8 protein-coding genes are annotated in these 12,799 nt (G+C 65.3%); 7 read left to right on the top strand and 1 reads right to left on the bottom strand.

Features of this window, described 5'->3' with window-relative positions:
• Nucleotides 1-35: 35 nt before the first annotated feature.
• The 6 genes from flgK to IVB40_RS12305 all read left to right on the top strand — a co-directional run bounded on the left by flgK (nt 36) and on the right by IVB40_RS12305 (nt 9,560).
• Entirely contained in the window at nt 36-1,919 is a 1,884-nt protein-coding gene (gene flgK / locus IVB40_RS12280; protein WP_247818939.1) for a flagellar hook-associated protein FlgK, read from the top strand.
• A 21-nt stretch (nt 1,920-1,940) separates the two neighbouring features.
• Entirely contained in the window at nt 1,941-4,319 is a 2,379-nt protein-coding gene (locus IVB40_RS12285) for a flagellar hook associated protein (protein WP_247818940.1), read from the top strand.
• Between the two features lie 71 nt (nt 4,320-4,390).
• Nucleotides 4,391-5,173 carry a hypothetical protein gene (locus IVB40_RS12290; protein WP_027566882.1) on the top strand — a complete coding sequence of 261 codons (783 nt, stop codon included), beginning with the start codon at nt 4,391-4,393 and terminating at the stop codon, nt 5,171-5,173.
• A complete protein-coding gene (locus IVB40_RS12295; protein ID WP_247818941.1) occupies nt 5,163-6,812 on the top strand; it encodes a hypothetical protein in 1,650 nt (549 codons plus the stop codon). The genes IVB40_RS12290 and IVB40_RS12295 overlap by 11 nt, the downstream gene beginning before the upstream one ends.
• A 1-nt stretch (nt 6,813) precedes the next feature.
• Nucleotides 6,814-8,067, top strand: a complete 1,254-nt coding sequence (locus IVB40_RS12300; RefSeq protein WP_247818942.1) for a hypothetical protein — start codon at nt 6,814-6,816, stop codon at nt 8,065-8,067.
• On the top strand, nt 8,064-9,560 hold the full coding sequence (locus IVB40_RS12305; protein WP_247818943.1) for an aspartate aminotransferase family protein: 1,497 nt from the start codon (nt 8,064-8,066) through the stop codon (nt 9,558-9,560). The genes IVB40_RS12300 and IVB40_RS12305 overlap by 4 nt, the downstream gene beginning before the upstream one ends.
• A gap of 121 nt (nt 9,561-9,681) precedes the next feature.
• Here IVB40_RS12305 and flbT read toward each other — a convergent pair whose 3' ends face one another.
• The gene (gene flbT, locus IVB40_RS12310; protein WP_106946838.1) at nt 9,682-10,122 is read right to left on the bottom strand and encodes a flagellar biosynthesis repressor FlbT; all 441 of its coding nucleotides are present in this window, start codon (nt 10,120-10,122) and stop codon (nt 9,682-9,684) included.
• A 319-nt stretch (nt 10,123-10,441) separates the two neighbouring features.
• Here flbT and IVB40_RS12315 point away from each other — a divergent pair, with 319 nt between their 5' ends.
• A complete protein-coding gene (locus IVB40_RS12315) occupies nt 10,442-12,715 on the top strand; it encodes a DUF1522 domain-containing protein (RefSeq protein ID WP_247807527.1) in 2,274 nt (757 codons plus the stop codon).
• Nucleotides 12,716-12,799 lie beyond the last annotated feature (84 nt).

The raw sequence follows: 12,799 nt of genomic DNA on the forward strand, positions 1-12,799 counted from the left end.
TTGAGGCGTGACGTAACCAAAGGCGGCAAGTCAACATGGGTTTGAGTTCAGCCCTCGCCAGTGCGATGAGCGGTCTGCGTGCCAATCAGGCTGCGCTCTCGATCGTTTCCTCGAACGTCGCCAACTCGCAGACGCCGGGTTACGTCGTCCAGACGCCGAACCAGATCGAGGTCACCACCGGCGACTTCGGCTCGACGGTGACGACGACCGGCGTCAGCCGCGAGCTCGACACCTATGTGCAGAAGCAGCTGCGCACCGAGACCGGCGGCGGCGGCTACGCCGACCAGATGGCCAACATTCTGAAGCAGCTTCAGAATGTCTATGGCACGCCCGGCAACAGCGGTACGCTCGAAACCGCGCTGAACAGTTTCACCACGGCGCTGCAGGCGTTGTCGACCAACGCGGGCTCGTCGTCGGCGCAAACGGTTGCGCTCGGCGCCGCGCAGACGCTGGCGCAGCAGCTCAACCTCACCACCAAGGGCATCCAGTCGCTGCGCTCCAACGTCGAGCAGGATCTCAGCACCTCGGCGCAGCAGGCCAACGCGGCGATGCAGCAAGTCGCCGACATCAACTCCAGACTCCAGGGCCTGTCGGAACACGACCCCTCGGCTGCGACGCTGATGGACCAGCGCGACCAGGCCATCAACACGTTGTCGAAATATGTCGACGTCCACGTCACCGTCGACGGGTCCAATCAGGCCAACATCTACACCACCACCGGCATCCAGCTGGTCGGCGCCGGGCTGGCCTCGCAATTCACCTTTGCGTCCGCCGGCGCGCTGTCGGCGACCTCGCTCTACAACATCGATCCGGCCAAATCCGGCGTTGGCGCGTTCAACATCAAGCTCCCGAACGGATCGTCGGTCGACGTCATCGCCAACAACGTGGTGTCTTCGGGCCAGATCGCGGCCGATCTGAAGCTGCGCGACCAGACGCTGGTGCAGGCGCAGAACCAGATCGACCAGTTCGCCGCAACGATGTCGAGCGCGTTGTCGGACAAGACCGCGGCCGGCAGCACGGTCACCGGCCCGCCGGCCGGCTTCGATCTCGACCTTGCCGGGGCGGCCCCGGGCAACAGCGTCAACTTCAGCTACACCGACACGACCACCAACACGAAGCGACAGGTCACGCTGGTCAACGTAACTGATCCGGCGGCGCTGCCGCTGCAGAACCCCACCAACGCCAATCCGATGCAGATCGGGGTGAACTTCTCCGGCGGCATGAGCGCGATCGCCTCGGCGCTCAACACCGCACTTTCCGGCTCGCATCTGTCGTTCGCCGCCGCCCCGTCGCCGGCGACGGTCACCACATTGCGGGTGACCGACGACAACAGCGGCCTCGCCAAGGTCAATTCGGCCTCGATCACCAAGACGATCTCGTCGCTGACCTCGGGCAATCCGCAACTGCCGCTGTTCACCGATGGCGGCCAGGCGCTCTACACCGGCGCGATCACAGCATCGGGTTCGCAGATGACCGGCCTTGCCGGGCGCATCGCCGTGAACACGCAGCTCGCGACCGACCCGACCAGGCTGTCGATCTACAACACCTCGCCGGTGACGCCCACCGGCGACACCGCGCGCTCGGACTATCTCTATTCGCAGCTCACCTCGGCGGTGTTCTCCTATTCGCCGCAATCCGGTCTGGGCTCGGCGAGCCAGCCCTTCACCGGCAGCGTCTCGAACTACCTCCAGCAGTTCCTGAGCGTTCAGGGCAATGCCGCGACCCAGGCGACCCAGCTCCAGCAGGGCCAGAGCGTCGTGGTCTCGACGCTGCAGGCCAAGTTCAACTCGACCGCCAGCGTCAACCTGGACTCGGAGATGTCGAACCTGATCCAGCTCCAGAATGCCTATGCCGCCAACGCTCATGTCATGTCGGTGGTGCAGAGCATGATGAATACGCTGCTCCAGGCTCAAGTGTAACAAGTAACAGGGCTCTGAAACATGTCGATCAGCAGCATCAACTACTCCTCGTCGGTTCTCGGCTCGCAGATCCGCAACATCAACCAGCAGCTCACCGACCTGTCGACGCAGCTCTCGACCGGCAAGCTGTCGCAGAACTATTCCGGCATGGGCACCAACGAGGGCTTTGCGATCGCCGGGCGCGCGCAGCTCTCCAACATCGCCGCCTATACCGACACGATGACCAACGTCAACGTCAGCGTCAACCTCGCCAATACCGCGTTGCAGTCGCTGACCACGATCCGCAACACGGTGCAGACGGGTTCGGCCAACACCGCGCAGGATCTCAACGTCAACGGCCAGACGGTTGCGCAGAACACCGCAGCTGCGCAATTCGGCTCGATGGTCGGCGTTCTCAATACGCAATCCGGCAACCGCTATCTGTTCTCCGGCACCGCCTTCAACACGCCGTCGGTCGCGAACGCCGGCGACATCATCAACGGCACCACGACGCAGGCGGGCTTCAAGACCGTCATGGCGGAGCGTCAGGCCGCCGACCTCGGCGCCAACGGCATGGGCCGGCTGGTGCTGGCGACGCCACAGCCGACGCCGAGCTCGGTGATGGTGTCGGAGGACGCGGCCGTATCGCCATTCGGCCTGAAGATCGCTGCAGTCTCCTCGACGTTGACCGGCGCGACGGTCACCGGCCCGAGCGGCTCGCCGGTGTCGTTCTCGGTTGACCTCAACGGCGTCAATCCGAAAAATGGCGACAAGCTCAGCGTGCAGTTCACGCTGCCCGATGGCTCGACCGAGCAGATTGACCTGACGGCGTCCACCGCGACGCCGACGCCTGTCGGCAGCTTTGCCATCGATGCAAGCGTCCCGGTCAACCCGAACAACACGGCGACGAACCTCAACACCGCGCTGAACACCGCGATCAAGAAGCTCGCCGGCACCTCGCTGGTGGCGGCCTCCGCCGTCACCGCCGGCGACAATTTCTTCAATACGGCGGGATCAGCCACCGCGAATGTGGCGGCCACCGGCAATCTGCGCTCCTATACCTCGACGACCGGGACGGGCTCGGTCGCGTTGCAGGACAGCGCATTGGCGATTGCGTCTACGACCACGTCGCTCGATTCTTCGGCGACCCCCCATCTCAACGGGACCATTCTCAACGCGCTCGCCAACGCTCCGACCGGTACCACCCTGACCATCACCGGCGCGAGCGGCGCCCATACCATTACCTTCGACCCTAACGTCACCACTGTCACGACGGCTAGCGGCAATACCACGATCGGATTGGCTTCGGGCAGCGCCGCGAAGGTGTCTGATATCTTGAATGCAATCGCGACTGCCGCCGGCATCCCCGCCGCCAACGTGACTCTGAGCGCCGGCGGCAATATCCAGATCGCGACCGGCACCGGCACGGACGTGGCGGTCACCGGCGGCGCGGCGGCCACGGCGCTCGGTCTCAGCAGCGTGACGCGCGGCAGCGTGGCGTCGACGCCTCAGATCACCGGTTCAACTGTGCTGAGCGGCACTGCGACCACGGGCGGCCCGGAAGTCCTGTCAGCGGCGTTCCAGGCGGGGTCGGCGGGTCCGCCTGCCATTAATCCCGATACGATCACGGTGAACGGTCAGACGCTGACTTTTGTCGCCTCGGGCGCCAGCGGCCCAAACCAGATCAACATCACGGACAACATCACAACTCTGCTTGGCAAGATCGATCAGATCACCGGCACCACGAAGCCGTCGACCATCCATGGCGGCGTGATCACGATCAACACGGACGATCCCGGGAGCCTCAACATCACGAGCTCGAACAGCACGGCGTTCGCGGCGCTCGGCTTCACGACCTCCCCGGTCACGGCGGCAAAGGCTCCGCTGCGCGTCGGCTCGTCGCCCCTCGGCTCGGCGACGACGCTGGTGAACGGCTCGGCCACCACCGTGCAATGGTACCTGGGCAATGACGGCCCCGGCTCGCCGCGCTCCACCGCGATGGCCCGGGTCGACGATTCCGTCACGGTGCAGTATGGCGCGCAGGCGAACGAGGACGCGATCCGCAAGGAGCTGCAGGCAGTCGCCGTGTTCGGGACGTTCTCGACCTCGCCGACCGGGCAGTATTCGGGCGGGCAGGTCGCCGCACTGAGCCTGCGGGTGACGCAGGCCCTGACCAAGCAGCCCGGCCAGCAGCGCATCGAGGACATCCAGACCGACATCGCGATGGCCCAGAACACCATGAAGGACGCGGGTACGCGCCAGACCCAGGCCAAGGCGCAGCTCCAGACTATCATCGACCAGGCGGAATCGGCGCCGCCGGACCAAGTTGCGAGCGAGATCCTGTCGCTCCAGAATGCACTCCAGGCATCCTACCAGGTGACCTCGAACCTCGCGCAGCTCTCGCTCGTCAAGTTCCTGTAAGCGGGCGTTAAGGCGCCGTTAACCATGCCTCTTTACCTCTTGGTGAGGATTGCAGCGGGGCGGAGCTGACGATGTCGGAGAAGATGAAACTGGTGGTGGCCACGCCATGTTTCGGCGGGCAGGTGACGAGCATCTATGCGAGCTCGATCTTCGCGCTCCAGCGCGCCGTGCACGGCATGGCCAATCTCGAGCTCAAGGTGCTGCTGCGCGACGGCGATGCGCTGATCACGCGCGCGCGGGCCAATCTGGCCGCGATGTTCCTGGACGATCCCGAAGCGACGCATTTCCTGTTCATCGATGCCGACATCGGCTTCAAGCCGGAGCAGGTGTTCCGGTTGATCGAGTGCGGCGCGGACGTCGTCGCCGGCTGCTATCCGATCAAGCGGATCAACTGGGACAAGGCCGCGCGGGCGATCCAGTCCGGCCGCGCCGACGTGCCGGCCGCATCGCTCGACTACGTGCTCGAGATCGAGGACCCCGACCGCATCGTGGTGGTGAACGGCTTCACGCGTGTGCGCTACGCCGGCACCGGCTTCCTGATGATCCGGCGCTCCGTGCTCGAGGCGATGTGCCGCCATCCGGACTACGCGGCCTTGCAATTCTTCCGCGAGCATTCGCACGATACGCTGGCGGCGAGCCAGAACCGGTTTGCCTTGTTCGAATGCATGATCGATGCGGCGACCGGCACTTATCTGTCCGAGGACTTCGCCTTCTGCAAGCGCTGGACCGACATCGGCGGCGAGATCTGGGCCGACATCCAGAGCTCGCTCGATCACGTCGGACCGTCGGTGTTCCACGGCGACATCACCTCGCAATTCGCACCGGCGCCCGCGGCGGCGGCCGATGCGGCGTGAGCCTTTCGGGATGAGCGCCGGCGCATCCCGTCTGTCAGCCAGCGAGCGCGCGTCCGACGGCGGCTCGCGCTATCGCCTGCGCGATCTCTTCACACCGCTGGATACGCTGCTCGCCTCCGGCGGAGACCCGCGGCTGGCGCTCGATCCGAACGACCGTGTCAACGCCTATGGCTGCGCGGCGTCGCCGGAGCCGGAGCTCTGGAATTTCGCCTCCGCAACCGCGTCGACGATCTCGCAGATGGCCTATGACCGTGCCGCGTTGGCGCGCGAAGAGCTGATGCACAAGTGCCTGTTCGACGAGGTCGAAATCGCCTTTGACGCCCGCTGCGAAGATATGCGCGAGGAGCTGCGCGGCCACCTTGCGCTCTCGTCGCGCATCGACATCGTGTTCTCGCCGTCCGGCACGGACTCCCAGCTTCACGCCCTGTTCGTGGCGCGCGCAGTGCTCGGCGCGGCGCCGGTGACGATCGTGGTCGGCGCCGACCAGACCGGAAGCGGAACGCCGCATACTGCACGCGGCCACCATTTCAGCACGATGACCGCAGGCGGCATGGCCGTGCGCAAGGACGGCGCGGTGACGGGGCTCGCCGGCGACAGCATTGCTGTGCCGCTGATCGACATGGCGGCCGGCATTGCGATGCGCACCGATGCCGATGCCGCCGTGCTGCGCGCGGTCGAGACCAGCCTCGCGCAAGGCCGCCGCGTTTTGTTGCAGATCATGGATTCGTCAAAATTCGGTTGGCGCGCTCCAAGCGAGGCCTGTCTCGATGAGATCGCGCGGCGCTGGCCGCGCAAGGTTCAATTCGTCGTCGATGCTTGTCAGGCGCGGCTCGGCCGCCGGCGGCTGCGCGCCTATCTCGACCGCGGTTACATGGTGCTGATCACCGGTTCGAAATTCTTCGGCGGACCCGCCTTCAGCGGTGCGCTGCTGCTGCCGAAAGGCCTGTCGCGGTCGATCGACCGGATGGGCGCGATCGCGCCTGGCATCTTCGGTTATGCCGGCCGCTGCGACTGGCCGGTGGCGTGGACGACGCTACGCTCGCGCTTCGAGCGCCGGCCGAATTTCGGTCAATGGCTGCGCTGGGAGGCGGCGCTGGCCGAGATCGGCAGCTACTACGCCGTGCCCGGGGCTTTCCGCGCCAGGGTGCTGGCCGAGCTTGCAACTGGCATCGACAGCATGATCGCGTTGTCGCCGTCGCTTCGCGCCGTTCCCACCGCGATCGAGAAGTCAGGCCCGGACGACGAGGAATTCGCACAAGCCACGATCTTTCCGTTCACGCTGCTGCGCGGCGGCAAGCCGGTCTCGATCGCCGAGACCAGCGCCGTGCATCGGGCGCTGGCGTGCGACATGGCCGAGGAGATCAGCGGCAGCGCGGCGGACCGGCAAGTGGCCGCCCAGCGCTGTCTCGTCGGCCAGCCGGTCCGACTGGAGCGGCAGGACAGCGCGCCGCAGGCCGTGTTGCGCCTCTGTGTCGGCGCACGATTGGTGACCGAGGCGTGGTCGCCGGATACAATGCAGGCGCAACGCAATGTGCAGCAGGTTCTCGATCGCATCGCCCATGTGCTGGTGAAGATCGAGCTGCTGCTTGACCGTGGCGCGGTTGCGGCCGTGCCGGCAAAGTCCGCGTTCGAGGTGTGAGATGCAACTTCCAGTTTCCGCGCCGAGCGGTGTGACCGCGCCGAACCATGCCGACCGCATCGGCTTTGCGCAGTTGACGCGCCGCGCCTTTGAGGGCGGCGACCTGCATCCGTTGCGCGAGCGGCTGCTGGCGCGGATCGAGGAGGGGACGGCGGAGGCGGGCGAAGGCCTCGATCTCTCGCTGATTGCCCAGCTTCTCGGCGAGAAGGAGGCCGGGCTGGTGATCCAGACCGAGGTGCTCTCCTTCCACCAATTGTTTCGTACGCCTTGCGTTGCTGCCAAACCCCGGTTGCGCGTGCTCGCGCTCGCCGCCGATATCGACATGGGCGGCAACACGCCGATCGACTTCCTGCTTGAAGACTCCGACATCGAGCTGTTGACGCTTTACGTGGTCAAGGGCATCGGCCTGCCGGAGACTTTGCCCGAGCACGACGTCGCTGTCGTGATCGCATCCGATTCCGAGGAGTGCCGGGAGGCGCTCGCGCTGATCGAGAAGGCCGCGCCGCGTTGGCCGAGGCCGCTGCTCAATCGTCCGGATCTCATCGGCAATCTCGATCGCGACAAGCTCTATCGTCTGCTGGCGGGCGTGCCCGGCCTGGACATTCCCGCGACCATCCACGCGACGCGCGCGCAATTGTCGGATCTCTCCACGGGGAATATCGCCTGCGAGGACATTGCGGGCGAACTGCACTTTCCGATGATCGCGCGGCCGCGCGGCTCGCATGCCGGCGTCGGGCTTGCCAAGCTCGATGACGCGGCGGCGCTCGCGACCTATCTCGCCGATCGGCAAGAGCAGGATTTTTTCGTCGCGCGCTTCGTCGACTATGCGAGTCCGGACGGGCTCTATCGCAAATATCGTCTCGCAATGGTCGACGGCAAACCCTATGCCTGCCACATGGCGATCGCCGATCGCTGGGACATCTGGTATCTCAACGCCTTCATGGCGTTCAGCGAGGAGAAGCGGGCCGAGGAAGCCGTCTTCATGCTCGACTTCGATCATGCGTTCGCGGCGCGCCACAAAATCGCGCTCGACGAGATGAGCAGGCGCGTCGGCCTCGACTACTTCATCGTCGATTGCGCCGAGAACCAGAACGGCGAACTCCTGGTCTTCGAAGCCGACAACACCGCCGTCGTGCACAACATGGATCCGCCGGCCGTGTTTCCGTACAAGCCGCCGCAGATGCGCAAGATCTTTGCGGCATTCACGGCGATGTTGTCGCGGCATGCGCGAGCGGGCGAGGAGAGTGCAGCATGAACGAGATCATCCGCAACACGCAAAGCTCCGTCACGCACACCTCGCTCGATCCGCAGGACTGGAGCGAGTTTCGCGCGCTCGCCCATCGCATGCTTGACGAAACGATCGACGGCATCGCCAACGTTCGCGCGCGCCCGGTGTGGCAGCCAATCCCCGACGGCGTCCGCGCGGCATTCAAGGCCGACGTGCCGCGCGAGGCGAGCGATCTCGCCGACGTCTATCGCGACTTCTCCGAACATGTCGCGCCCTATGCGACCGGGAACGTTCATCCCGGTTTCATGGGCTGGGTGCATGGCGGCGGCACAGCGGTCGGCATGGTCGCGGAAATGCTCGCGGCGGGCCTCAACGCCAATCTCGGCGGCCGCGACCACATGCCGATCGAGGTCGAGCGCCAGATCGTCCACTGGATGCGCAGCCTGTTCGCCTTCCCGGAAAGCGCGAGCGGCATCTTCGTCACGGGCACGTCGATGGCCAATCTGATGGCGGTGCTGGTGGCACGTACGAGCGCGCTCGGCACGCTGGCGCGGCAGTGCGGCATCGGCAATGACGGTGCGCTTCTCACCGCCTATACATCGCAGGCCGCGCATGGCTGCGTCTCGAGGGCGATGGACATCGCCGGGCTTGGCACCGATGCGCTGCGCAAGATCGGCGTCGATGCCGATCATCGCATCGACGTTGCCGCGCTCCGTGCGCAGATTGCGATCGATCGCGAGGTTGGCTTCAAGCCGTTCCTCGTCGTCGCATCCGCCGGTACGGTCGACATCGGCGCGGTCGACGATCTCAAGGCGATCGCGGAGCTGTGCCGCGAGGAGGGGATCTGGTTTCACGTCGACGGCGCCTTCGGTGCGCTCGCGATCCTGTCGCCCGAGCTTGCGCCGCTGCTCGGTGGCATCGAGCTTGCGGATTCCATTGCGCTCGACTTCCACAAATGGGGACAGGTGCCTTATGACGCCGGCTTCCTGCTGGTGCGCGACGGCGAGCAGCATCGGCAGGCCTTTGCGCAGCCCGCGGCCTATCTGCGCCGCGAGGCGAGGGGGCTTGCGGCCGGCGCGATCTGGCCCTGCGATCTCGGCCCCGATCTGTCGCGCGGCTTCCGTGCGCTGAAGACGTGGTTCACGCTGAAGACGTTCGGCACAAATCGGCTCGGTGCGGTGATTGCGCGAAGCTGTGCGCTGGCGAAATATCTGGAGACGCGCGTTCTCGCAGAGCCGCGGCTGGAATTGCTGGCATCGGTCAATCTCAACATCGTCTGCTTCCGTTACCGCGCTGCCGACGAGGTCAATCGCGAGATCGTCGCCGACATCCAGGAGTCCGGTATCGCGGCGCCCTCGAGCACGACGCTGGACGGCAGGTTTGCGATCCGCGCCGCGATCGTCAATCACCGTACCGAGGAGTCCGACATCGATGCGCTGGTCGCAGCCGTACTGGAATTCGGCGGACGACGGAGCGGGGGAGTGATCGAAGTCGAGGCGCCGCCGCTCGCGGCACAGTAGCTCGATGTATGTCTGAAACGACAACGGCCCCGGAGAGGATCCGGGGCCGTTGTCGTTTATGAGGCTTGGTCGTTCGTCCGGCCCGGTCGTTCGCGCCGCGTGGGCCTGCGAGCGCGTGGGATCAGGCGGCGGTGCTGACGTCGTTCTGGCCCGCTTCCGTCTTGGGATGCGTGGCCTCGAACTGGCCGCGCAGCTTCTCCTCATAGGCGATCAGCTTGCGGGCATCCTTCAGTGCGCGATAGAGGTCGCCGTTGAGGATGTTGTTGTTGATGCCCTCGATGATCGGCCAGGAACTCGGCACCGCGGTGACGATGTCGCGCACCAGGTTGAAATAGGTGCCGTGCTGGGTCTGTGGATCCGGCGAGATGTACATGAGCTGGACCGCCAGATAGACGAGCTTGGCGGGCGAGTCGGCGGTCTCCGGCGTGAGGATGTCGCGCTCGCGCAGGATCGGCACGTTGTCGCCGTCGATCAGAAGGCGGGCGCGCTGGTCGGTGTTGGTTATTACGCAGTTACCGACGATGATGCGTTCGTGCGGTCTGAGCTCGACCTTGAGGGCCATGCCTGTTCTCCATCAACGCTTTCGTAACCGAGCGTGTGTTGCGGCGGATCAGGGCGCAATACTCCATCAAGACTAGTTAACGAGTTGTAAATCCCGGCCGATGCCGCGGAAAAACTCAATCATATCAAGGCCAAAAACGCCCGGCTGCGTGGCGTCGCGAGTGTGCGAATGGGCCGAATCGCGCGCCGACTCAGCAAAAGCGCCGATTTCATTTCATGTTTCGTTAGAGGACTCCGCCCCACGGTCCGCCGGTCGCTGGGTCACTCGATCCATGCAGACGCGTAACAGTAAGCGTCGTTTACCAGAAAGGTAACACCCAATGTCCGGTATCGTTCTCTCCTCCTCGGTTCGTCAGAACCTCCTCTCCCTCCAGTCCACCGCTGATCTTCTCGCCACCACGCAGAACCGTCTGTCGACCGGCAAGAGCGTCAATTCGGCTCTGGACAATCCCACCAACTTCTTCACGGCACAGTCGCTCGACAACCGCGCCAGCGACATCAACAATCTGCTCGATGGCATCGCCAACGGCGTGCAGGTGCTGCAGGCCGCCAACACCGGCATCACCTCGCTGCAGAAGCTGATCGACTCTGCGAAGTCGATCGCCAACCAGGCGCTGCAGACCACCGTCGGCTACTCCACCAAGTCCAACGTCTCCGCCACGATCGCGGGTGCGACGGCGGCCGATTTGCGCGGCACCACGAGCTTCGCCAGTGCGACCGCAAGCAGCAACGTCGTGTTTAGCGGCGCGGCGGGCGGCACCACGGCGGCGACCGGCACCACGACGCTCGGCGCCACCATCGGCTCCTTTGCAAGCACGGGCGCGACGGCCGGTGACGGCACCACGGCCCTGACCGGCGCCATCACCCTGATCGCCACCAACGGCACGACCGCGACCGGCCTGGCCGGCAACGCCCAGCCTGCCGATGGCGACACGGTGACCGTGAACGGCAAGACCATCACGTTCCGCAGCGGCGCGGCTCCGGCGTCGACCGCCGTTCCGAGCGGTTCGGGCGTCAGCGGCAACCTCGTCACCGACGGCAGCGGCAACACCACCGTCTATCTCGCCACCGCGACCGTCAACGATCTCTTGTCCGCGATCGATCTGGCCAGCGGCGTCAAGACCGTCTCCATCACCTCCGGCGCTGCGACGATCTCCACGAGCGCCAGCCAGCCAGGTGCTGCCGTCTCGACCGCTGCAGGTGGCGCCGTCACGCTGAAGAGCTCGACGGGTGCGGATCTCAGCGTCACCGGCAAGGCCGACCTGCTCAAGGCTCTCGGCCTGACGACTGCTGTGGGCGGCGGCAACGCCACCGTCAACGTCAACCGGACCACGAGCTCGGCCTCACTGGGTGCGACGATCGCCGACGGTTCGACGCTGAACGTCGACGGCCACGTCATCACCTTCAAGAACGCGCCGATCCCGGGTTCGACCGGTGCTCCGAGCGTTCCGAGCGGTTATGGTACGAGCGGTAACGTCCTCACCGACGGCAATGGCAACTCGACGGTCTATCTGCAGGCCGGCACGGTCAACGACGTGCTGAAGGCGATCGACCTTGCCACCGGCGTGCAGACCGCGACGGTCAATGCCAACGGCACCGCGACGCTTGCGACCGCCACGGGCCAGACCAACTCGTCGATCAATGCCTCGGGTCAGCTCAAGCTCTCGACCGGCGTCAATGCCGACCTCTCGATCACCGGTACAGGCAATGCGCTGAATGCGCTTGGCTTCGCCGGCAACACCGGGACCTCGAGCGCGTTCACCGCGGCCCGCACCTCCGGCGTCGGTGGCCTCAGCGGCAAGACCTTGACCTTCTCCTCCTTCAACGGCGGCACGGCGGTCAATGTCACCTTCGGCGACGGCACCAGCGGCACGGTCAAGACGCTCGATCAGCTCAACACGAAGCTTCAGGCCAACAACCTGACGGCGACGATCGACGCCAACGGCCTGCTGACGGTCTCGACCACCAACGACTACGCGTCCTCGACCATCGGTTCGAGCGCCGCGGGTGGTGCGATCGGCGGCACGCTGACTTCGGCGCTGACGTTCTCGACGGCTTCCAGCCCCGTCCAGGACACGGTTGCCCAGACCTCGCGTTCGAACCTGGTGTCTCAGTACAACAACATCCTGAACCAGATCGACACGACCTCGCAGGACTCCTCGTTCAACGGCGTCAACCTCTTGAACGGCGACCAGCTCAAGCTGGTGTTCGACGAGACCGGCAAGTCGAACCTCAGCATCACCGGCGTGACCTACAACTCCAAGGGTCTCGGCCTCGCGGCGCTGACCAGCGGTGTCGACTTCATCGACAACTCCGCGACCAACAAGGTGCTGTCGAACCTGAACGCCGCGTCGAGCACGCTGCGCTCGGAAGCTTCGAGCCTCGGCTCGAACCTCTCGGTGGTGCAGGTTCGTCAGGACTTCAACAAGAGCCTGATCAACGTGCTGCAGACCGGTTCGTCCAACCTGACCCTGGCCGACACCAACACCGAAGCGGCCAACAGCCAGGCGCTGTCGACCCGCCAGTCGATCGCGGTCTCCGCGCTGTCGCTGGCCAACCAGTCGCAGCAGAGCGTGCTCCAGCTGCTCCGCTAACAAGCGGACGAACATCGTAAGACGACTATTGCGGCGGGGCTTCGGCTCCGCCGCTTTCTTTTTGCAACGGCATCAGAGTGCCGC

This window comes from Bradyrhizobium sp. 40 (assembly GCF_023100925.1).
Taxonomy (GTDB): domain Bacteria; phylum Pseudomonadota; class Alphaproteobacteria; order Rhizobiales; family Xanthobacteraceae; genus Bradyrhizobium.